At 72.6% G+C, this 20,260-nt stretch carries 21 protein-coding genes and 1 pseudogene; 7 read left to right on the forward strand and 15 right to left on the reverse strand.

Features of this window, described 5'->3' with window-relative positions; genetic code table 11:
* Positions 1 to 55: 55 nt before the first annotated feature.
* The 3 genes from AB0M97_RS02200 to AB0M97_RS02210 form a co-directional block, all read right to left on the reverse strand.
* Positions 56 to 1,234, reverse strand: coding sequence for a damage-control phosphatase ARMT1 family protein (locus tag AB0M97_RS02200; protein WP_365958776.1), 1,179 nt, complete (start codon positions 1,232 to 1,234; stop codon positions 56 to 58).
* A 23-nt stretch (positions 1,235 to 1,257) separates the two neighbouring features.
* Positions 1,258 to 1,905: a ScbR family autoregulator-binding transcription factor gene (locus AB0M97_RS02205; RefSeq protein ID WP_365958777.1), complete on the reverse strand. Its 648-nt coding sequence runs from the start codon at positions 1,903 to 1,905 to the stop codon at positions 1,258 to 1,260.
* 216 nt (positions 1,906 to 2,121) lie between these two features.
* Positions 2,122 to 3,918: a S8 family serine peptidase gene (locus AB0M97_RS02210; protein WP_365958778.1), complete on the reverse strand. Its 1,797-nt coding sequence runs from the start codon at positions 3,916 to 3,918 to the stop codon at positions 2,122 to 2,124.
* A 1,304-nt stretch (positions 3,919 to 5,222) separates the two neighbouring features.
* Between AB0M97_RS02210 and AB0M97_RS02215 the strand changes: the two genes are divergently transcribed.
* A complete protein-coding gene (locus AB0M97_RS02215; protein WP_365958779.1) occupies positions 5,223 to 5,654 on the forward strand; it encodes a roadblock/LC7 domain-containing protein in 432 nt (143 codons plus the stop codon).
* A 1-nt stretch (position 5,655) separates the two neighbouring features.
* A pseudogene (locus tag AB0M97_RS02220) lies at positions 5,656 to 5,880 on the forward strand (DUF742 domain-containing protein); the annotation flags it as partial.
* A gap of 58 nt (positions 5,881 to 5,938) precedes the next feature.
* Here the strand turns inward: AB0M97_RS02220 and AB0M97_RS02225 are convergent.
* From AB0M97_RS02225 to AB0M97_RS02250, 6 genes are all read right to left on the reverse strand, one after another.
* Positions 5,939 to 6,895, reverse strand: coding sequence for an ABC transporter substrate-binding protein (locus tag AB0M97_RS02225; RefSeq protein WP_365958780.1), 957 nt, complete (start codon positions 6,893 to 6,895; stop codon positions 5,939 to 5,941).
* A gap of 134 nt (positions 6,896 to 7,029) precedes the next feature.
* Positions 7,030 to 7,695, reverse strand: a complete 666-nt coding sequence (locus tag AB0M97_RS02230) for an ABC transporter permease (protein ID WP_365958781.1) — start codon at positions 7,693 to 7,695, stop codon at positions 7,030 to 7,032.
* Positions 7,692 to 8,399 carry an ABC transporter permease gene (locus AB0M97_RS02235; protein WP_365958782.1) on the reverse strand — a complete coding sequence of 236 codons (708 nt, stop codon included), beginning with the start codon at positions 8,397 to 8,399 and terminating at the stop codon, positions 7,692 to 7,694. Before AB0M97_RS02235 ends, AB0M97_RS02230 begins: the two co-directional genes overlap by 4 nt.
* On the reverse strand, positions 8,396 to 9,526 hold the full coding sequence (locus AB0M97_RS02240) for an ABC transporter ATP-binding protein (protein WP_365958783.1): 1,131 nt from the start codon (positions 9,524 to 9,526) through the stop codon (positions 8,396 to 8,398). Before AB0M97_RS02240 ends, AB0M97_RS02235 begins: the two co-directional genes overlap by 4 nt.
* A 279-nt stretch (positions 9,527 to 9,805) precedes the next feature.
* Positions 9,806 to 10,918, reverse strand: coding sequence for a HAMP domain-containing sensor histidine kinase (locus AB0M97_RS02245; RefSeq protein WP_365958784.1), 1,113 nt, complete (start codon positions 10,916 to 10,918; stop codon positions 9,806 to 9,808).
* Between the two features lie 2 nt (positions 10,919 to 10,920).
* Positions 10,921 to 11,640, reverse strand: coding sequence for a response regulator transcription factor (locus AB0M97_RS02250; protein WP_365958785.1), 720 nt, complete (start codon positions 11,638 to 11,640; stop codon positions 10,921 to 10,923).
* A 247-nt stretch (positions 11,641 to 11,887) separates the two neighbouring features.
* Here AB0M97_RS02250 and AB0M97_RS02255 point away from each other — a divergent pair, with 247 nt between their 5' ends.
* Positions 11,888 to 12,406, forward strand: coding sequence for a hypothetical protein (locus AB0M97_RS02255; RefSeq protein ID WP_365958786.1), 519 nt, complete (start codon positions 11,888 to 11,890; stop codon positions 12,404 to 12,406).
* 41 nt (positions 12,407 to 12,447) lie between these two features.
* On the opposite strand, the gene AB0M97_RS02260 is transcribed toward AB0M97_RS02255, so the two are convergent.
* Positions 12,448 to 13,053: a DM13 domain-containing protein gene (locus AB0M97_RS02260; protein ID WP_365958787.1), complete on the reverse strand. Its 606-nt coding sequence runs from the start codon at positions 13,051 to 13,053 to the stop codon at positions 12,448 to 12,450.
* A 218-nt stretch (positions 13,054 to 13,271) separates the two neighbouring features.
* Here AB0M97_RS02260 and AB0M97_RS02265 point away from each other — a divergent pair, with 218 nt between their 5' ends.
* The 4 genes from AB0M97_RS02265 (at position 13,272) to AB0M97_RS02280 (ending at position 17,322) form a co-directional block, all read left to right on the forward strand.
* Positions 13,272 to 14,654, forward strand: a complete 1,383-nt coding sequence (locus tag AB0M97_RS02265) for a potassium transporter TrkG (RefSeq protein ID WP_365958788.1) — start codon at positions 13,272 to 13,274, stop codon at positions 14,652 to 14,654.
* Positions 14,647 to 15,366: a TrkA family potassium uptake protein gene (locus AB0M97_RS02270; RefSeq protein ID WP_365958789.1), complete on the forward strand. Its 720-nt coding sequence runs from the start codon at positions 14,647 to 14,649 to the stop codon at positions 15,364 to 15,366. The genes AB0M97_RS02265 and AB0M97_RS02270 overlap by 8 nt, the downstream gene beginning before the upstream one ends.
* Before the next feature lie 90 nt (positions 15,367 to 15,456).
* Positions 15,457 to 15,861 carry a hypothetical protein gene (locus AB0M97_RS02275; RefSeq protein ID WP_365958790.1) on the forward strand — a complete coding sequence of 135 codons (405 nt, stop codon included), beginning with the start codon at positions 15,457 to 15,459 and terminating at the stop codon, positions 15,859 to 15,861.
* Between the two features lie 162 nt (positions 15,862 to 16,023).
* The gene (locus tag AB0M97_RS02280; RefSeq protein WP_365959026.1) at positions 16,024 to 17,322 is read left to right on the forward strand and encodes an ArsB/NhaD family transporter; all 1,299 of its coding nucleotides are present in this window, start codon (positions 16,024 to 16,026) and stop codon (positions 17,320 to 17,322) included.
* 93 nt (positions 17,323 to 17,415) lie between these two features.
* Here the strand turns inward: AB0M97_RS02280 and AB0M97_RS02285 are convergent, their stop codons facing one another.
* From AB0M97_RS02285 to msrB, 5 genes are all read right to left on the reverse strand, one after another.
* Positions 17,416 to 17,892, reverse strand: coding sequence for a CBS domain-containing protein (locus AB0M97_RS02285; protein WP_365958791.1), 477 nt, complete (start codon positions 17,890 to 17,892; stop codon positions 17,416 to 17,418).
* Between the two features lie 219 nt (positions 17,893 to 18,111).
* On the reverse strand, positions 18,112 to 18,342 hold the full coding sequence (locus tag AB0M97_RS02290) for a hypothetical protein (RefSeq protein ID WP_365958792.1): 231 nt from the start codon (positions 18,340 to 18,342) through the stop codon (positions 18,112 to 18,114).
* A gap of 139 nt (positions 18,343 to 18,481) precedes the next feature.
* Positions 18,482 to 18,967 (reverse strand): large conductance mechanosensitive channel protein MscL, encoded by a 486-nt coding sequence (gene mscL, locus AB0M97_RS02295; protein ID WP_365958793.1) that lies wholly within the window; start codon positions 18,965 to 18,967, stop codon positions 18,482 to 18,484.
* A 249-nt stretch (positions 18,968 to 19,216) separates the two neighbouring features.
* Positions 19,217 to 19,732 carry a DinB family protein gene (locus AB0M97_RS02300; protein WP_365958794.1) on the reverse strand — a complete coding sequence of 172 codons (516 nt, stop codon included), beginning with the start codon at positions 19,730 to 19,732 and terminating at the stop codon, positions 19,217 to 19,219.
* A 98-nt stretch (positions 19,733 to 19,830) separates the two neighbouring features.
* Positions 19,831 to 20,247: a peptide-methionine (R)-S-oxide reductase MsrB gene (msrB, locus tag AB0M97_RS02305; RefSeq protein WP_365958795.1), complete on the reverse strand. Its 417-nt coding sequence runs from the start codon at positions 20,245 to 20,247 to the stop codon at positions 19,831 to 19,833.
* Positions 20,248 to 20,260: the final 13 nt, after the last annotated feature.

Genomic DNA, 20,260 nt, shown 5'->3' on the forward strand with positions numbered 1-20,260 from the left:
CAGGCGGACCGGGCACGTGTTCGCCCCCGCGTCCCGCACACTCGGCGGCGCCCGCTCAGCCCCGTACCTGGATCAGCGCGTGGGTGCCGCTGACGCGCCAGCGCTGCCCCTCGGCGGCCGTCAGCGCGGCCTCCGTGGCGGTGTCGAGGCCGGTGACGACGTCGGACTTGAGGGTGCGCAGTGCGGCCACCGGGCCGGGGAAGTGGGCGGTGACCTCGGCGAACGGTGTGGTCGGCGGCCAACGCCGGTCGCCCACCAGGCGGCGGTAGTTGAGGTCGCCCTTGACGAGGGTCACGGTGGCCCCGCCGAACTCCGCGCGCAGGTCGCCGGGCAGTTCGGAGAACGGCAGCGGACCGGCCGAGAAGGGGTGCGCGCGGACCGTGAGCCGCCCGTCGGCCATGGCGTCCCACAGGGTCCTGCCGTACGCGGCGGCCGTCCCCGTCGCGGCGGTGAGGCGGCGCAGGGCGTCGACGACGTCGGCGGTGGTGGCGTCGGAGACGTAGTACGGGTACGGCTTGACGTGCAGCACGGCCCGGCCGATCCGCCCGCGCTCCAGCAGGTGGGCGACGAGCAGCAGGTCGGGGACGAGTTCCCGGCCCGCGTTGTCGGCGATCAGGCACAGCGTGCCGGTCCCGGAGCGCGGCAGCAGCGACCACAGGGCCGCGCTGTCGTCGGCGACCAGCGGCGGTGTCCCGTCCGCCGCCCCGGCGCCGTCGCTGGAGAGCCGGAAGCCGAGGTCGGCGCGGTTGCCCCACAGCGAGCCGTGCAGCAGCGCCCGGTCCTGTTCGTCGGCGGGCAGGCCGGCGAGCCCGTCGAGGGCGGCGAGTTCCTCGTCCGTCTCGGCCGCTTGGAGTTCGGCGAGCTTGAACGGGCGGAAGGGGTCGATGCCCTGCCAGGGGCCCGGCCCGAAGTGGCCGACCGCGTCGAGGAGCAGGCGGTGGAAGTAGCTCTCGGACCACAGCCACGGCACGTCGAACCAGGACCGCCCGGCGTACTCGCCCAGGCCCCAGGACGCCCACCGGCCCGCGTCGTGCGCGCCGGCGGGAAGTTCCCCGATGCGGCCGTCGGTGCAGCTCGCCAGCAGCGCGTCCAGGGCGCGGCGCTGCCCCGGCCCGTACGGGAACGCGTCGCGGACCTGCCGGATGATGGCGGGGTGCCGCTCGGCGAGCACGCGGTGCGGGAACGAGCCGGGTTCGTTGCCGAGGATCACGGGCGCGGACGGGCTGTGGGGCATGCGGGTCACCGTAACCCGGCGGGTCAGGCCGCGGTGATCTCCCGTTCCAGGCGCGCGGCGAGGCCGACGTAGCGGGCCCGGCGGGGCACCGGCACCAGTCCGCGGATCATGATGCGCCACAGCTCGGCCGTCCTGCGGGGCTGCCGGGCCAGCGGGTCGAGGGTGTGACCGATGACGGCGGCGCCCACGAAGGCGCTGACCAGGGAGTGGGCGACGGCCTTCGCGTCGACGTCCGGATGCACGTCGGCCTCCCGTACGGCGCCCAGCAGCCTGGTCGTGGCGATGTCCCGCCACTCCGCGAACGGGTGGGCGAGCGGCGGGCGCACGCGGACGCCGCCGGTCGCCAGCCGCAGCCCGGCCCTCAGGATCGGGCCCTCCACGGACAGCCGCGTGATGCCGAACGTGATGCGCATCAGCGCTTCCAGGGAGGAGTAGCCGCGGTTGTCCATGTCACCCGCCATCCGGCGCAGGGTCCGGGACTGGATCTCCATGATCGCGTGCGCCAGGTCCTCCTTGGCGGCGAAGTGGAAGTACAGGGCGCCCTTGGTGACGCGAGCGTGCTCCACGATGTCGCTGAGGCTGGTCGACTCGTAGCCGTGGCGGTCGAACAGGTCGGCCGCGGCCGTGATGATGGTCGCGCGGGTCTGTTCGGCGCGTAACTGCCTCGCCATCGGCTGAACCACTCCCGGGATGGATATGGACGGGTTGCAACGAGTCGCCAACTACCCCCCGTGCACATCGACTCACCATACGACAGCGCTTGTCACGCCATTATGCCGGGTCACCCGGGTCCCTCGGCCCACAGCGTGGTGGGCCGGCCGGCGCCCCATCCGCGCCGCCCGGCCCACCGGTCCGTGCACGCGCCCCGGCGGGGGCGCGTGCGGTGCTCAGAAGGTCAGCCTCCAGCTGTTGATCGTGCCCGTGTCCTGCGCGTACAGGTCCTGGACGCGCAGCTTCCAGGTGCCGTTCGCGGTCTCCGCGGAGGCGTTCACGGTGTAGGTGGCGACGACGTTGTCTGCGGAGTCCGAGGTGCTGGAGGACTTCAGGCGGTACGCCGAACCGTCGGGCGCGACCAGGTCGACGACGAGGTCACCGCGGTAGGTGTGGCTGATATCCACCCCGACCTGGAGGGCCGAGGGTGCGTTGCCGCTGCGGCCCCCGACGGTGATCGGCGACTCCACGGCCGGGCCGGCGTCCGGGATGGCGACGGGGCCGGTGCTGGTGTACGTGGTGCCCGTGCCGGTGCCGCCCTTGACGGCCTGGACCGTCTTGGTGGCGTCCGCGAGTCCGGCGCCGCAGCCGCCCGTGCAGGTGCCCGGCAGGGGGCGGGCGTTGGTCTTGACCGCCGACTCGATCTGCGCCGGGGTGAGGGCGGGGTTCGCCGACTTCATCAGCGCGGCGAGGCCCGCGATGTGCGGGGCGGCCATGCTGGTGCCCTGGTAGTGGGCGTAGTTCTCGATCGACGGGGTGCGGGTGCCGGAGTTCAGCGTGGACAGGATGCCGTCGGAGGTGGCGGTGCGGGTCTCGCCGCCGGGCGCGGCGATGTCGACGACCGTGCCGTAGTTCGAGTAGTACGAGCGGCTGCCGGAGCGGTTGGTCGCGGCGACCGTGATGACGTTGCCGCAGCTCGCCGGGGAGAAGTTGGCGGCGTTCTGGTTGCTGTTGCCGGCCGCGACGACGACCGTGCTGCCGCGTCCGACGGCGCCGTTGATGGCGTTCTGGGTGGCGGTGCTGCACGTTCCGCTGCCGCCCAGGCTCATGTTGATGACCTTGGCGACGTTGGGGTTGGCGGGCACGCCGGAGACGGTGCCGCCGGACGCCCAGGTGATGGCGTCGATGATGTCGGAGTCGTAGCCGCCGCACTTGCCGAGGACGCGCAGCGGGGAGACCTTCGCGCCGTGGGCGATGCCGGCGACGCCCTTGGTGTTGTCGGTGACGGCGGCGATGGTGCCCGCGACGTGCGTGCCGTGCCAGGAGGAGTTGCTGCCGGTCTGCTGGCCGCACTCGCCCGCGGCGTACCAGTCGCCCGGGTCGGCCGGGTTGCTGTCGCGGCCGTTGCCGTCGACGGCGACCGCGGTGTCGGAGATGAAGTCGTAGCCGGCGACGACGTTGGCGGCGAGGTCGGTGTGGGCGACGTAGCCGGTGTCGATGACGGCGACGGTGACGCCGCTGCCGGTGGACAGGTCCCAGGCGCCCGGCACGCGCATGCCGCCGGTGGCCTCGAACAGGTCCCACTGCTTGGCGTACTCGGTGTCGTTCGGCGTGGCGAGCGGCTTGTTGAGGCGGTCCGGCACGACGTAGGAGACCTGCGGGTCGGCCTCGTACTCGGCGATGACGTCGGCGACGTCCGACCCGGTGACGTTCTCGCCGAGGTCGACGAGGGCCGCTCCGGTGCCGAGGCGGCGGCTGAAGCCGACGTCCTCGCCGGCCTGCTTGCCCTTGGCCTCGGCGTCGGCGGAGGCGGCCTTGTTCGATGTGGCCTCGGCGGCGCCGGACTCGTAGCCGACGATGAGGCGCTCGGCGGGGGTGCCGGGGGCGGCCTCGGTGCGGGCCGCGGGGGCGGGGGTCTCCCGGGTGGTGGAGTCCTGGGCGACGGCCGGCTGGACCGCGGCGGCGGTGAGCAGGGCCGCGGAGAGAGCGGCGACGGATATCAGGGCCCGTCGTGGGGAGGTGGGGGTACGCACAGGCTGGCCTTTCGTGCCTGGCTCCGGGCAGCGCGGAGCGGAGGTCGATCGCTTCGTCGGTGGATTCGCCTCGGCGGCGAAGCGGAGGGGTGCATCGAGGGGGACGCGGTGGCCGGCCGTGCGTGAAGGGCGGACCCGTTCGGGGTTACCTGTGGGTCAGCTGTGCTCGAACGATAGGCAAAGCGCTGGTCACGCGGATACGGGGGAAACCCTCGACGCACCCTCGATCCGGCCGGAAACACACCCTGTTCGGCCGTCGGTTGGAAGATTTTTGTACGACTTTGAGCGGAATGCCGTCGCCGGAACGCGCCGTGGCGCTGTCCCGTAGGGGCAGGGACCGCTCCGGTACCGGCCATGGACGGTGCCGGATGGTCCGAATCGCCGCCGAGGCCGGACCGGCCCCGCGCGCACGGCGGTGCCGAGGGGTGTGACGCCTGGCGTCTTCCGGGGGCCGGCCGGCCGATCATCACGATGCGGCAGCAGCAAGTGCCGGGAGGCGCCGCTCACTTGACGACCGGTGTCCACACACGATTGGCTCCGGGCCAGTGAACGGGCGAGCGGGGCACGCCACGCGATCGCGGTCGCGCGCTCCGTCAGCTCCGCCATGCTCTTTGCTCGGCCGCACAGCGAGGTGCCGCACGCCATGACCAGTCCGCCCCCGCCTCGGTCCCGCCCCGGCCCCGGGGGGACTCGCCCGCGTCGCGGCCCAGACCGCCGCCTGCCTGATGCCGGCGTGCTGCTCCGGGGGCGCCTCCCGGGAGCGGGCGGACAGCGCGGGCACGGCGGGCACCGGCCGGCCCGGCTCCGCCCGTCGCCGTACGGGGGTACGACGGCGGCCGTGCGGACCCCTCACGGGGCGGTGGTGCGGGAAGGGGCCGCGCCGGGGGCGGAGGGGGCCGGGTGCGGCGAGGGACGAGAGGGCTTGGGCAGCGCGGAAGGATCTGGCAGCGCGGGGGATGACAGGCCCGGTAAGGCCTCCTCAGGCGCCGAGCGCGCCGCGCCCACCCCAGCCACCCCGGGCGAGCCCGCCTCCGGAGCCCTCGCCCGTACCTCCGCCGCCTGCGGTCTCACCCCGCTGCCGCGGCGCGTGCCGCAGACCGCGCGCGTCGCCGCCGGCCCGCGCGAGGAGCCCGCCGGTCCTGAAGCAGGCATGCCGGACGGTGAGTTCACCTCTGAGCGGGCCGCCGCCTCGCCGGCCGGGTTCCCGCGCGGCACGCTCACGGCGCGCCAGGAGGACGCGCCGCCGCCCGCTCCCCCCTCCCCCCGCCGACCACTGACCGCCGACGCCGACGAAGGACACCGCCATGACACTGCCCTCCCCCGCCACACACCCCCAGCTGGACGAGCTGCTGACCGGACTCGTGGAGCGGGTCGCCGACGCCGGCCAGGCGGTGGTGCTGTCCGACGACGGACTCGTCCTCAGCAAGTCGACGGGGTTCCTGCGGGACGACGCCGAGCGGCTGGCGGCGACCGCGTCGGGCCTGATGAGCCTCAGCAAGGGCGTCAGCCTGGACTTCCGCGGCGGTCCGGTGCGGCAGGCGCTCGTGGAGATGGCCAACAGCCATCTGATCCTCACCTCGGCGGGCCCGGGCGCCCTGCTGGCCGTGCTGACCGGGCCGGGCGCGGACGTCGGCGTGGTGACGTACCAGATGAACCCGCTGGTGAAGAAGATCGGCGAGCACCTCAGGACGGCTCCGCGGGCCGGCACGGGGCCCGTGGCGGACGCCGGCGTGTGAGGTGGACGAAGCGGAACCGGCGGGCCGGCTCGTCCGGCCGTTCACCCTGGCCGGTGGCCGGACCCGGCTCAGCCGCGCAGACCTCACCGTCACCACGACGGTGAGCGTGGTGGTGATCCCGCTGTGCGATCCGCCGGGGGCGGGCCGGGTCACCGCCCGCCCCCCGCACCCCGTCTCCGGGACGGCCGTGGACCTGGACCCGCTGCGCAGGCTCAAGGACGGGCTGCGGCCCGGCCGCGCCCGGCCGCCGGATCAACCGCCGGACTCCCGCCCGCGGGGTCCGCTCAGTCCAGGCCCACCGACGTCAGCCAGGACTTGGCCACGTCCAGCGGGTCCTTCTTCTCCAGCTGGACCTGGGCGTCCAGGTCCCGGAGCGTCCGGGTGTCCAGCTTCGCGGAGACCGCGTTGAGGGCGTCGGCGCCTTCCTTCGGCAGCCCGTCCTTGTAGACGAGGGGCTGCACGTTCTGGAAGCCGAAGAGGTTCTTCGCGTCCTTCAGGACGACGAACTTCTCCTTGGTGATCGTGGGGTCGGTGGTGAAGATGTCCGCGACCTGCACGGTGTTCTTCTTCAGCGCCGCCTGCGTCAGCGGGCCGCCCGCGTCGAGCGACTTGAAGGACTTGAACCGCAGGCCGTACACGGACTTCAGACCCGCCAGGCCCTGGTGGCGGGTCTGGAACTCGGGCGAGCCGCCGAAGACCAGGTCGGGCGCCACGTCCTTGAGGTCGGCGATGCTGGAGTCGGCGGTGAGGCCGTACTTCTCGGCGGTCGCGGCGTTGACGGTGACGGAGTCCTTGTTCTGCGCGGACGAGGGCTCCAGGAGGGTCAGTTTGGCGTCCAGCTTCTTCTCGAGCGCGGCCGTCGTCTCCTCGACGGTCTTCGGGGTGGCCTTCGGGTCGAGATAGGCCAGCAGGGAGCCGTTGTACTCGGGCAGAACGGTGATGGAGCCGTTCTTCATCAGGCCGTAGGTGGTCTCGCGGCTGCCGATGTTGGGCTTGTAGGTGACCTTGATGCCCTTGGCCTTCAGGGCCTCGCCGTAGATGTCGGCGAGCAGGATGCTCTCGGCGAAGTTGTTCGAGCCGACGACGACGGTGTCACCGCCCTCGTTGCCCTCCGCGAGCGGGTCTGAGGTGTCGCCGGAGGAGGAACAACCCGCGAGCAGGGCTGCCGTGGCGGCGATCGCGACGGTGAACGCGCCCGTGTGTCGCGTCCGGGTCCAGCTGCTCTTCGCGGTGGAAATCATTGACTGATCCAATCCAGCCGCTTCTTGATCAGTCAAGAGCGGCCTGGTTACCAATTGGCGTCGATGCCCGCCCGGTTGCTGCGCGAGGGGACGGCCCGGTGCCTGTGCGTGCGCCTGCGTCGGTGTCGCGGGTGTCACCGCCTGCGCACGCCCGGCGACACGGCGACGCGGCCCACCGCCCAGAACACCGCCAGGGTGACCAGGGCCAGCCCGGCGACCAGGGTGGCGCCGCCGACGACCTTCTCGTAGTTGCGCTGGTACAGGCCGTCGATGATGTAGCGGCCGAGGCCGCCGAGGCTGACGTAGGCCGCGATGGTGGCCGTGGAGACGATCTGGATGGCTCCCGAGCGCAGGCCGCTGAGGATCAGCGGGAGCGCGGCCGGGAGTTCGATCTGGAACAGCACCCCGGCCTCGCTCATCCCCATGCCCCGGGCGGCGTCCACCGGCGAGGGGTCGACGGAGCGCATCGCCTCGTAGGTGGTGACCAGGATCGGCGGGACGGCGAGGACGACCAGCGGTGTCATCACGTTCACCATGCCGAAGCCCACCAGCAGGGTCATCAGCACCAGCAGGCCGAAGGTGGGCAGCGCCCGCCCGGCGACGGCGATCAGGGCGAGGACGTTCCCGCCGCGCCCGTAGTGCCCGGTGACCATGCCGACGGGCAGCGCGATCGCGGTGGCGACGGCGAGCGCCTGCAGGGTGTACTGGACGTGTTCCGCCACGCGCGTGGGGATGCCGTCGTAGCCCTGCCAGTGGGCGCTGTCGCTGAAGAAGGCGTTGATGAAGTTCAGCAGGTTCACCGGGCTGCGTCCTCCACTGCTGCGGCGGCCGGTTCGGGCACCTCGGCCTTCGGTGTCCTGCGCGTGCTGCGGGGCATCCACGGCGTGAGCAGCAGGCGTACGGCGACCAGCAGGCCGTCGGCGAGGATCGCCAGCAGGGCCATGCTGAGCACGGCGTTCAGGGCGAGTTCGGGCCGGTCGTAGATGTTCGCGTCGTTGATCAGGTTGCCGAGGGCGCCCTGGTTGCCGATGAGGGCGCCGATGCTCACCAGGCTGATGCTGGACACGGTCGCCACGCGCAGCCCCGCGACGATGGCGGGCGTGGCGATCGGCAACTGGACCTGGAGGTAGCGGCGTACGGGTCCGAAGCCCATGGCGGTCGCGGCGGCGAGGGTCTCCTGCGGGACCGAGCGGACACCGTCGACGATGGCCGGGACCAGGACGACGAGGCTGTAGACGGTGAGCGGGATCATCACCGTCAGCTCGGTCTGGCCGGTGTAGTCGATGAGCAGGACGAAGAAGGCCAGCGAGGGAATGGCGTACAGCACGGTCGTCACCCACAGCACCGGCGGGTACAGCCAGCGGAAGCGGACGCACAGCTGGGCCAGCGGCAGGGAGACGAGCAGTCCGGCCAGGACCGGCAGCAGTGCCTCCCGCAGATGCAGCCCGACCAGGCCGAGCCAGCTGTGCTGGAGGTCGCTGGGGATGTCGAAGAAGCGGTTCACCGGGCGGCCTTCGCGGTCGTGCGGTGCGCGCGGCGCTCGGCGTGGGCACTCCGGATTGCCTCGCCGATGGCCTGCTGGGACACCACTCCGCTCACCCGGCCGTCCGCGTCCACGGCGACGGCCCAGCCGGTCGGCGACAGCACGGCCCCGTCCAGGGCGGCGCGCAGGGAGTCCGTGCCGGGTCTGAAGGGACGGCCGTAGGACAGCAGCCGGTCCGGGTCGACGGCGCCCGCGGTGAGTTCGCCGGGCTCGGCCCAGCCGAGCGGTCTGCCGTCCGCGTCGGTCACCAGGAGGTAGGGGGCGTCCCGGGCGGCGATCTGCTCCGCGGTGGCGTCCACGGCGACGACGGGTCCGGTGGTCAGCTCCAGGCCCGCGGACGGGAAGAAGGACAGCCTGCGCATGCCGCGGTCGGCGCCGAGGAAGTCCTCGACGAAGGCGTCCGCGGGGTCGGAGAGCAGGTCGGCGGGCGGCGCGAACTGGGCGAGCCGGCCGCCGGTGCGCAGGACGGCGACCATCGTGCCGAGTTTGATCGCCTCGTCGATGTCGTGCGTGACGAAAACGATGGTCTTGCCCAACTCGCCCTGGATGCGCAGCAGTTCGTCCTGGAGTCCCTTGCGGACGACGGGGTCGACGGCGGAGAACGGCTCATCCATGAGCAGTACGGGCGGGTCGGCGGCGAGGGCGCGCGCCACGCCGACGCGCTGCTGCTGACCCCCGGAGAGCTGGTAGGGGTAGCGCCGCGCCAGTGAGGTGTCGAGGCCGACGCGCTCCATGAGTTCGGCGGCGCGTTCCCTCGCGCGGCGCTTGCCCCAGCCGAGCATGCGGGGCACTGTGGCGATGTTGTCGAGGATCGTGCGGTGCTGGAAGAGGCCGGCGTTCTGGATGACGTACCCCATGGAGCGGCGCAGGGTGTTGACGGGCCGCTGCCGGCTGTCCACGCCGTCGATGAGGATGCTGCCCTCGGTGGGCTCGACCATCCTGTTGATCATGCGGAGGGTCGTCGTCTTTCCGCAGCCGGACGGGCCGACGAGGACGGTGATCGCGCGGTCGGGTATCTCCAGCGAGAGCCGGTCGACCGCCACCGTGCCGTCCGGGTACCGCTTGGTGACTGATTCCATCCGTATCAAAGCGCCGAATGCCCTTCGGGTTGGCACGAGCTGCCCGCTGCGGCCGCCGTGACCGGGGCCGTCGCCGGCCGAGTCTAAGGGGCGGAGGTTTCACGCCCCGGGCAGGAACCTTTCCGGGGAGGGCCAGCCGAAACCGGGCGGATTTCGGGCGGGGCGGGAGGTGGGCGCGGGCGGTGACCCGGTGGCGCCGGGCCGCGCGAGCCGCCCGACGGGCACCGCGACGCCGGACGCCCTCTCACCCCTCCCCGCCGGAGGCGCTGTCACCCCCCGGAGGCCCCGTCACCCCTCCGCCCGAGGCAGCGTCACCTCGAACCGGCATCCCCCGCTGACGTTCCGTACCGCGGCCCGCCCCCGGTGTGCCTCGACGATGCCCCGTACGATCGCCAGCCCGAGTCCCGCCCCGGCCGGCGGTGTCCGCGCGTGCGTGCCGCGCCAGCCGGTGTCGAACACGCGCGGCAGGTCCTCCTCGGGGATGCCGCCGCAGCCGTCCGTCACGGACAGCACCACGCCCTCGGGCGACCCCTCGGCGGCGACGGCGACCGTCCCGTCGGCGGGCGTCCGGCGGATCGCGTTCACCAGCAGGTTCCCCAGCACCCGGCTCATCTCCCGGCCGTCCACCTCGACCGGCACCGCCTCGACGGACTCCCCGACCAGCCGTACGCCGTTCTCGCGGGCGAGCGGGTCCGCGCCCGCGAGCGCGTCGCCGACCAGGTCGTACAAGGACATCCGGGACAGGGAGAGGGTCAGGGCGCCCGCATGGATGCGGGACAGCTCGAAGAGGTCGCCGACCATGTCGTTGAGACGTTCCACCTCGGTGCGGATCTGCCTGAGATAGCGGTCCGGGTCGGCGGCCACACCGTCCTCCAGCGCCTCGGCCATCGCGCGCAGCCCGGCGAGCGGCGTGCGCAGATCGTGGGAGATCCAGGCGACGAGTTCGCGCCGGGAGGACTCCAGGGACCGCTCGCGGTCCCGGGACTCGGCGAGTTTCGCGCTGGTCGCCTCCAGCTCGCGGCTGAGCGCGGACAGTTCGGCGGTCGAGGGGCCGGTGGGCGCGGCGAAGTCGCCACCGTCCCCGAAGGACCGGGCGGCGAGTGCCAGGGCGCGGCTGCGGGCGACGACCCAGCGGCCCAGCAGCACCGCGGTCGCCAGGGACACCACGGCGGCCGTCGCCACGACGGTCGTCACGACGGTCAGGTCGTGGGCGGACAGGAACATCGCCCGGGCGACCGCGAGGGTGCCCGCGAGCATCGCGGTGACGGCGACACCCGCGACCACGGCGAAGTGGGCGGTGAGGGACCGGCGCCGGATCAGCAGCAGGACGCACGCGCCGAGCAGCCCGGCCGCGGCGGCGCCGGTGAAGGCGAACAGGGCGATGAGCAGGGTGTCGCGCACGGTCACTCCCCCGCCGCGGGCACGGTGTCGTCGAAGCGGTAGCCCACGCCCCACACGGTCTGGATGAGGCGGGGTCGCGCCGGGTCGTCCTCCACCTTGCCGCGCAGCCGGCGGACGTGGACGGTGACGGTGGACAGGTCGCCGAAGTCCCAGCCCCACACCTCACGCATCAGCTCCTCGCGGGTGAACGCCCGGCCGGGGTGCCGCAGCAGGAAGACGAGGAGGTCGAACTCGCGGACGGTGAGGGCGATGTGGCTGCCGTTCCTGGTGGCGCGGCGGGCCGCCGGGTCGACGGTGAGACCGGCGGCGCTCAGCGGCCGGGAGGGCTGCGCGGGCCGAGTGCGGCGCAGCACCGACTCGACGCGCAGGACGAGTTCGCGGGGGCTGAACGGCTTGGTGACGTAGTCGTCGGCGCCGACCTCCAGGCCGAGGATGCGGTCGTCCTCGTCGCCGCGCGCGGTCAGCATGATCACCGGCACGGGCCCGCTGCCGCGCATCCGGCGGCACACCTCCAGGCCGTCCATGCCGGGCAGCATGAGGTCGAGGACGACGAGGTCCGGCCGGTGGGCGGCGGCGCGGGCGAGCGCGTCGGGTCCGTCGCCGGCCCGGTCGACGACGTATCCGGCCCGGTCGAGGTAGCCCGAGACGATCTCCGCGACGGTCGGGTCGTCGTCCACGACGAGGACCCGGGCCCCGGTCGGCTGCTGCGGCTGCTGCTCCATGCGGCCAGCGTCGCACCGCGCGCGCGAAAGCGCCGCCGCCGGCCGCCGGCGTCCGCGTTCCGTAAGAAGCCGAAGTCTGGTTTGCCGTCTTTTTCCCTCGCGGAGCGCGGCGCTCCGGGGCGGCGGGCGGAAATCGTTACGGCCGTACGTCCTTCGGCCCGTACGGAACGCACCACGCGGCCCCGTCGTCCGACAGGATGGGACGCAGCACCACGAGGAATGCACGAGGGGAAAAAAGGGGGCCGACATGACCGGTCGGGAGTCGGAGAGCGACAGAACACCGCGGGGCGGAGAGCGGGACGGGGGCGCCGCGCTGCCCGTCCCGGACGAGGTCTGGCACAAGTTCCTCACGGACAGCGAGAACGCGATACGTGAGTCCGCGCCGAGGGAGCCGTCGGCACGTGAGCGCACGGCCCCGAAGCGGCCGGAAGGGCTGGAGCGGCCGGACGCGAAGACACCGACGGGCGTGGACGTCACGGTGGGCGCGGTCGGCGAGCTGTGGCAGCCCGAGGACCGGTGGGGCGGTCCGGCCTGGCGGGACATGGACAGCAGGGCGCGGCGGCGCCGCGTGGGCCGCGCCGTCGGCACGGTCGCCGCGCTGGCGCTGCTGTTCGGCGCCCTGTCCCTGCTGCCCGCCAGCTCCCCCAACCCGTACCAGGACCCGGGCGGCACGGTCTCGCAGCAGTCGGAAAGGGCCCCGGAGGACCTCCCGGCCGCGACGGCGACCACCCTGCCGAGGACGGCGTTCGCCCCCGACGGAACCTGACGCGCCCACCGGGCCCCCGCACGCCCCCCGGAACGCCGGAATCAGACGCGGCTCAACTCCGCCGCACCGAAAGACACGTTGAAGCGGTCGCACCAGATGCTGACGCTGGTGAAACCGGCCGGGTCGACGTCGGCGGGCAGGACGTAGTTCTGGCTGCCCTTGTTGCCCTTCAGCTTGCCCAGGCTGACGTAGTCGCCGTCGTCGAAGACGTGCCAGCCCGCGCGGCCCTTCTTCACGGGCGCGTCGGTGAGCCAGACGTGCAGGTCGGGCCCGTTGCTGGTGTCAAGCTTCTCCAGCCGGATCACGTGGGAGCCGTCGGCGAGCCGTACCAGCTTCACGGTGCCCGTCGTGGCGTGCTCGTGGCTGACGAGTTCGCCGCCGGCGAGGGTCCGCGGCCCGTCCGGGGTGGCGGAGGGCGCCTCGGAGGGTCGCGTCGCGGGCTGCGACGCCCCGGTCGACGCCGTCGCCGACGCCGTCGCCGACGGCAGTGCCTCGTCCACCGTCTCGTCCTGCCAGATCTTCCACGGCTGGAACCAGTACAGCCCCGCGCCGGCCACCACCAGCACCACCGCCAACGCCCCGACGATCCACTGCTTCTTGCTCACGCCCACCGTCCCGCTCCGTTTCCCAGGGTTTCCGCTCCCCATTCAACGCACCGCGGGCCCGGTGCGGGCCGCCGCGCACATGACGGTTTCCTTACGCCGCCGTCACGCCCTCGCCCCCGCCTGCGGCGGCGCCACCCGGCCCGCGCGGACCACGGCACCGGGGCGCCGCCCGAGAAGCCCGCCGGGCCTGCGGGTAGGGTGTGCGGCCGGGATCTTGACGGGCCCGCGACACGGGCGGGCGGAACAGGCGGGAGGTGGCCGTGGCGTCGGCGCTGCTGACCCGGGTGCGGTCGGGCACCGCCCTGCTCGTCGCCCACCCCGCCCGGGCCGTCGTCGTGGCGTTCGCCCTGGTGGTGCTGGGCGGCACGGCCCTGCTGGCACTGCCGGTCGCCACCGAGGACGGCTCCGCGACCGGATTCGTGACCGCGCTGTTCACGGCCACGTCGGCGGTGTGCGTGACGGGCCTCGCGGTCGTGGACACCGGGACGTACTGGAGCGGCTTCGGCGAGGGCGTCATCCTCGCGCTGATCCAGGTCGGCGGCTTCGGCATCATGACGATGGCCTCGCTGCTCGCCCTGCTCGTGTCGGGCCGGCTCCGGCTGCGCATGCAGCTGACGGCGCAGGCCGAGACCAGGAGCCTCGGCATCGGCGAGGTGCGCCGCGTGCTGCTCGGCGTCGCGGGCACCACCCTCGCCGTCGAACTGGCGGTCGGCGCCGCACTGGCCCTGCGGTTCCGCCTCGGCTACGGCGAGAGCCCCGGCCGGGCCCTGTACCTCGGCTGGTTCCACGCCGTGTCGGCGTTCAACAACGCCGGTTTCGGGCTGCACCCCGACAGCCTGACCCGCTACGCCGCCGACGCCTGGGTCACCCTGCCGGTCGCGGTCGCGGTGATCCTGGGCGGCATCGGCTTCCCGGTGCTGCTGGAACTGCTGCGGCACCGGCACCGCGGGCGCACCACCGGCCGCCGCCGGCTGAGCCTGCACACCAGGCTCACCCTCATCACCACGGCCGTCCTGCTGGCCGCCGGGACCGTGCTGACGTGCGCGCTGGAGTGGTCCAACCCCGGCACGCTCGGCCCGCACTCCGTCTTCGGCAAGGTGCTGAACGGGTTCTTCCACTCGGTGATGAGCCGCACCGCCGGATTCAACGCGGTCGACGTGGGCGCCCTGCACGCGTCGACGCTGCTGATGACGTGCGTGCTGATGTTCATCGGCGGCGGCAGCGCGGGCACCGCGGGCGGCATCAAGGTGACCACCTTCGCGGTGCTGGCCGCGGCGATGCTGGCCGAGGTGCGGGGCGAGCCGACGTCGTCGGTGCTCGGCCGCCGGCTGGCCCCGCACGTGCTGCGGCAGGCGCTGACCGTGGCCCTGCTGGGCATCGGCCTGGTGATGGCGGCCACGCTGGTGCTGCTGACGATCACCCGTGAGCCGCTGGACGCGGTGCTGTTCGAGGTGGTGTCCGCGTTCGCGACGGTCGGCCTGTCCACCGGCATCACCGCCGACATCCCGGCGGCGGGCCAACTGCTGCTGGTGGGCCTCATGTTCGTGGGCCGCCTCGGTCCCATCACCCTGGTCTCGGCGCTCGCGCTGCGCGAGCGCACCCGCCGCTACGAACTGCCCGAGGAGCGACCCGTCATTGGCTGATTTCCTGCATTCCCTGCTCCGGCGGCGCCGCAAGCGCCACTCCGCCCCCGCCCGCGAGCCCGGCGACCAGCGGGTGGCCGTGATCGGCCTGGGCCGCTTCGGGTCGTCCCTGGCGGGCGAGCTGATGCGGCGCGGCTGGGACGTGCTCGGACTGGACACCGACGCGCGCCTGGTGCAGAAGTACAGCGACGAGCTCACGCACGCCGCCGTCGCCGACTGCACCGACGCCGAGACGCTGCGCCAGCTCGGCGTCCACGAGTTCACCAGTGCCGTCGTCGCCATCGGCACCGACATCGAGGCGTCGATGCTGGTGAGCTCCAACCTGCTGGACGCCGGGGTGCCCAACATCTGGGCGAAGGCGATCAGCCGCCAGCACGGCCAGATCCTGGAGCGTCTCGGGGTGCACCACGTGGTGCTGCCCGAGCACGAGATGGGCGAGCGCGTCGCCCACCTGGTCACCGGCCGGATGCTGGACTTCATCGAGTTCGACGACGACTACGCCCTGGTGAAGACGGTCGCCCCGGACGTCGCCACGGGCGTCACGCTCGGCACGAGCCAGGTCCGCAGCCGCTTCGGCGTGACCGTCGTCGGCATCAAGCGCCCCGGCGAGGACTTCACGTACGCCACCGCCGACACCGTCGTCGAGCGGGGCGACGTCATCGTCGTCACCGGCAAGACGCACGCGGTGGAGGCCTTCGCCGACCTCAGCTGACGCCGGGGCGGCCCCGCCGACGCGCATGGCAGGATTTTCGCACCGGCACCCGCGGGAGGGACCGGGCGGCGGACGGCGGAAGGAGCGGGCATGGTGCGGTGGCGGCCCCTGCGGCGTGGCGTGGTGCGGCCCGTCCCGGAACCGGTGGCGACGCCGTTCGTGTGGGCGGCGGCCTTCGCCGGCTCCCTGCTGCTCATGACGCTGCTGGGCATGACGGGCGGTCCGGCCAGCTCCTCCGCGGCGCTCGTCGCGCTGAGCCTGCTCGCGGCCGTCCTGGGGCTGCCCGCCCGGTTCCAGGCGGCGCCGGGCATCGCGATCGTGTGCTGGATGTTCCTCAACAGCTTCGCGGTCGAGCCGCGGGGCCGGCTCAGCTGGGACGGGCATCCCGACGCCGCCCGGTTCGCCGTGCTGCTCGCCGCCGCCGCGCTCGGCACGGTCGTCGCGCGGATCCTGCACGCCCGCGGCGCCCATCACCGCACGACGCCGGGCCGCTGACCGGGGCCGCCGCGCCCGGGACACGCTGTTCCAGCCAGGTCAGGACCGGGTAAGGTTCCCCGCGGTGTGCCGGGAAGCCTGGTCGGCGAGCAAGGGACAGGTGTCTTCTCCGACCGGCGGCCGCGCGAGGTGCCGGTCGGCGCAACCCCGCAGCGGAGGATCGTGAACGACTGGCACAGCTGGGCCGCCCTCGTCGTCTTCGTCGGCGCGTACGCCCTGATCATCAGCGAGAAGATCCACCGGGTGGCCGTCGCCCTCGGTGGCGCCGCCCTGATGCTGGCGCTCGGCGCCACCGACGACAAGTCGGCCTTCTACTCGGAACACAGCGGCGTCGACTGGAACGTCATCTTCCTGCTGTTCGGCATGATGATGATCGTCGGCGTGCTGAAGCGGACCGGCATGTTCGAGTACCTGGCGATCTGGTCCGTGAAGCGGGCCCGCGCCAAGCCGTTCCGGGTGATGGCCATGCTGGTCGTGATCACCGCCGTGGCCTCGGCGCTGCTGGACAACGTGACCACGGTGCTGCTGATCGCCCCGGTGACGCTGCTGGTGTGCGAGCGGTTGGGGCTGCCCGCCATCCCGTTCCTCATCGCCGAGGTCCTGGCGTCGAACATCGGCGGCACCGCGACCCTGGTCGGCGACCCGCCCAACATCATCATCGCCAGCCGCGCCGGAATGACCTTCAACGACTTCCTGGTCCACCTGGCCCCGCTGGTGGGCGTGCTGCTGATCGTCCTCGTCCTGATGTGCCGGGTGATGTTCCGCAAGGTCTTCGTCTACAACGAGGACCGCGCCGCCGAGATCATGGCGCTGGAGGAACGGGAGGCCATCAAGGACCCCCGCATGCTGATCCAGGGCCTGGTGGTACTGGCGCTGGTCGTGGCCGGTTTCATACTGCACCCGGTGCTGCACTACGAGCCCAGCGTCGTCGCCCTGCTCGGCGCCGGTCTGCTGATCACGATTTCCAAGGCCCAGACCGGTGAGGTCCTCGGCGAGGTGGAGTGGCCGACGCTGGCGTTCTTCGCCGGTCTGTTCATCATGATCGGCGGCCTCATCGAGACCGGCGTGATCGGCGAGATCTCCAAGGCGCTGGCCGACCTGATCGGCGACAACGAGTTCGGCGGCTCGATGCTCCTGCTGACCGCCTCCGCCGTACTGTCCGGCCTCGTCGACAACATCCCGTACGTCGCCACCATGGCGCCCATCACCAGCGACCTCGTGGAGGGCATGGGCGGCGGCTCCGACCACGTGCTGTGGTGGTCCCTGGCACTCGGCGCCGACCTGGGCGGCAACGCCACCGCGATCGGCGCCAGCGCCAACGTGGTGGTGCTGGGCATCGCCGAGCGCAACCGGCAGCCGATCTCCTTCTGGCAGTTCACCAAGTACGGCCTGATCGTCACGGCCGTGACGGTGCTGCTGGCCCTCGGCTACGTGTGGCTGCGGTACTTCACGCTGGCCTGAGTACCGGCGCCGGGGCCGGCGCGGCGGCGGACGCACGGCCGCCCGGGCCGGCCCGCGTGGTGTCCCGGGCCGCACGCGCGGGGCGGATCGCGGTCAGTCCTGCCGTACCTCTCCCGCGGCGGCGAGCAGCGCGTGCAGGAGATGCGAGGCGGTGATCACGCCGAGCAGGTGCATGCCGTCCTTGGCGCGCTCCGCCACGGCCACCAGCGGGGAGTGCACCCGGGCCATCAGCGCGGCCACCTCCAGCGCCGTGTCGTCGGGCTCGGCGATCGGCGGCTTCGCCGTCCGGCCCGACAGGCACTCGCCGACCCGGCGGCCGGCCAGGGCCTGGCAGAGCCGGTCGGCGTGCGGCTCGTCGACGACCGCCGCGAGGGTGGGGTCCTCGATGACGTAGGCCGGGACCAGCACCTTGACCATCTGGGATGCGGGCAGGATCGCCTTCGGCTCACCCCGCTCGTCCAGCACCAGCAGCCCGGGCAGCTTGTGCTCGGCCATCAGCCGGGCCGCGTCCAGGGCGTCGCTGTCGACGCTCACCGTCTCGTATTCGACCGCCAGATCCCGAGCGCGCACGACGGACTCCTCGTCAGCTCCACGGCAGCCGGAGACGGCTGCGCACGTCCTGTGACCAGCCTCGTACGCGGACGGGCCGCGGGCCAGGCCACTGACGCGAACATACCGCCCCTGGGCCGGGACCGGTGGCCGGTGAACGCGTCACCGGGCGTCCGGCGGATGCGGGCGCACCCCGCGCGGGAGCGGCCGGACCGGCGTCCGGCGTCCGAGGCTTCCGGATCAGCGGGTGCCCGCGGAACCGTCGTTCCAGTCGTACGGGCCGCCGCCGCGCCAGTCGATCAGCTCGGGGTCGTCCACGGCCGTGTCGACGGCGGGCAGCCCGGCGCCGTGCAGGATCTCCATCACGTCGAACAGGCCGTACGCGGTGCCCGCCTCCTCGTCGCGGACCGTCACCCGGCGACCGCCGTCCGGCGCGGGCGGGAACACGACAACAGGGGGGCGTCGCTCCATGCCACCACCATGCCCGCCCGGCGCCCGGAGCGCAGCCCCGCGTGGGCCTTCCGGGTTCCGCGCCCCGGGCGCCGCGGGCCGGAACACCGAGGTGCGGATCGGGCCGCGCATCGCGGGGCCCGATCCGCTGCCCGCGCCATCACTCCCGGGCGCCACCCGGGCCGGCCGCACCGCGCTGGGCGACCAGGACGTCGCGGATCTCCTTGAGAACCTCCAGCTCGGTCACCTCGATCACCTCGCGCGTGCCCTCCTTCTCCTTGCGGCGGGCCTCCACCCGGGCCAGGTACTTCGACATCGGCAGGACCATCAGGAAGTAGACCACCGCGGCGGTGATCACGAAGCTGAGCGTGGCGCCGAGGACCGAACCCCACAGGATCATGACGCCACTGCTGACCGTGCCGTCCGCCGCCTTCTCGCAGGGACCCTTCAGGCACGAGCTGTAGCTGTCGAGGTTCTGGGTCCCGATGGCGCCGACGAGCGGGTTGATGACGCCCTTGACCACCGAGTTGACGATGTTGGTGAAGGCGGCACCGATGACCACCGCCACGGCCAGGTCGACCACGTTCCCACGCATCAGGAAGGCCTTGAAGCCATCCAGAACGCCCGGCTCCTTCTTGTCACTCACGGGGAGCTTCTCTCCTTGTTCCTCAGGTTGCACAACGATCAGCAGCGCAACCTACGCCACCCCGGTGACGGTCTGTCCCACCAGGTGACTCCGTGGCTCCCCTCGACATCGAACCTCCACAGTCACCACCGGCCGGACATCGAAGACGCGTGCGCCCCGCTGGACGATCAACGCCCTCAAGAATGTCCGGCCAGCCGGAACGAGGCCGGGAGTCCGGTCCCGGCTCCGCTCGTGGCATGCCGGACAGAGCTAGTAGTACCCCTTGGAGCCGTCGAGCAGCTCCCGCACGATGTCCGCATGTCCCGCATGCCGTCCGGTCTCCTCGATCAGGTGGATGAGCATCCAGCGGAGGTTGGCTTTGGCCGAGCGGTGGCCGAGGTGGCGGCCCACGTCGTCCAGGGAGGCCGCGGCCACGATGTCGTTGCTTCGGGCGCACTGGGTCTCGTAGTCCGCGAGCAGCTGCGTCAGCGTGACGCCGTCGGTGCGCCAGCTGGCGTCGTCGTCCGTCTCGTCGAAGCACGGGTTCTGCGTCTCGTCCCCATCGAGGAACAGCACCTCCAGCCAGCTGTGCTCGACCCACCGCATGTGGCTGATGAGCCCGGCCATCGTCACCGCCGGCGACGTCGGGATGACGGAGCGGTGCGCGTCCGCCTCGCTGAGGCCCTCGCACTTCCATCGAAGGATCTGCCGCTGGAGATCCAGCCAGCCAGTGAGCGCGGTGCGCTCGTCGGCCTGGAACGGGGGGCGTTCAAGTGAAAGGGCCATACCCGCGGACGCTAGCGTGGTGCTCCCTCGGCTGTCGTCACGTTTTCGGCTGCGCGCGGCCACACGCTCCGGCCGGAGGCAGCACAAGACGAACGCCCCTAGCTGTCCCCGGGCTCCGCCGGCCTGAGCCGCAGTGAGATCGAGTTGATGCAGTACCGCTCGTCCGTCGGCGTCGGATAACCCTCGCCCCTGAAGACGTGCCCCAGATGAGACCCGCAGCGAGCGCAGCGGACCTCCGTGCGGAGCATGCCGTGGGAGCGGTCCTCCAGGAGTTCCACCGCGTCGGTGTCCTTCGGGTCGAAGAAGGACGGCCAGCCGCAGTGGGACTCGAACTTCGTGCCGGACGTGAACAGTTCGGCGCCGCAGGCACGGCAGGAGTAGACGCCCTCCGTCTTGGTGTCGGTGTACTCACCGGTGAACGCGGGCTCCGTACCAGCCTGGCGCAGCACGGCGTACTCGGCCGGGCTCAGCTCCGCGCGCCACTCCTCGTCCGTTTTCTCGACCTCGTACGGCATGCGTCTCAGCCCT

The organism is Streptomyces sp. NPDC051207 (assembly GCF_040682395.1).
Classification (GTDB): Bacteria; Actinomycetota; Actinomycetes; order Streptomycetales; family Streptomycetaceae; genus Streptomyces.

Coding starts and splice junctions, on each gene's coding strand:
- msrB (WP_365958795.1), bottom strand. CDS start 20,247: ATGCCGTACGAGGTCGAGAAAACGGACGAGGAGTGGCGCGCGGAGCTG.
- AB0M97_RS02260 (WP_365958787.1), bottom strand. CDS start 13,053: ATGGGGAGCGGAAACCCTGGGAAACGGAGCGGGACGGTGGGCGTGAGC.
- AB0M97_RS02200 (WP_365958776.1), bottom strand. CDS start 1,234: ATGCCCCACAGCCCGTCCGCGCCCGTGATCCTCGGCAACGAACCCGGC.
- AB0M97_RS02255 (WP_365958786.1), top strand. CDS start 11,888: ATGACCGGTCGGGAGTCGGAGAGCGACAGAACACCGCGGGGCGGAGAG.
- AB0M97_RS02275 (WP_365958790.1), top strand. CDS start 15,457: ATGGTGCGGTGGCGGCCCCTGCGGCGTGGCGTGGTGCGGCCCGTCCCG.
- AB0M97_RS02215 (WP_365958779.1), top strand. CDS start 5,223: ATGACACTGCCCTCCCCCGCCACACACCCCCAGCTGGACGAGCTGCTG.
- AB0M97_RS02225 (WP_365958780.1), bottom strand. CDS start 6,895: ATGATTTCCACCGCGAAGAGCAGCTGGACCCGGACGCGACACACGGGC.
- AB0M97_RS02250 (WP_365958785.1), bottom strand. CDS start 11,640: ATGGAGCAGCAGCCGCAGCAGCCGACCGGGGCCCGGGTCCTCGTCGTG.
- AB0M97_RS02290 (WP_365958792.1), bottom strand. CDS start 18,342: ATGGAGCGACGCCCCCCTGTTGTCGTGTTCCCGCCCGCGCCGGACGGC.
- AB0M97_RS02300 (WP_365958794.1), bottom strand. CDS start 19,732: ATGGCCCTTTCACTTGAACGCCCCCCGTTCCAGGCCGACGAGCGCACC.
- AB0M97_RS02205 (WP_365958777.1), bottom strand. CDS start 1,905: ATGGCGAGGCAGTTACGCGCCGAACAGACCCGCGCGACCATCATCACG.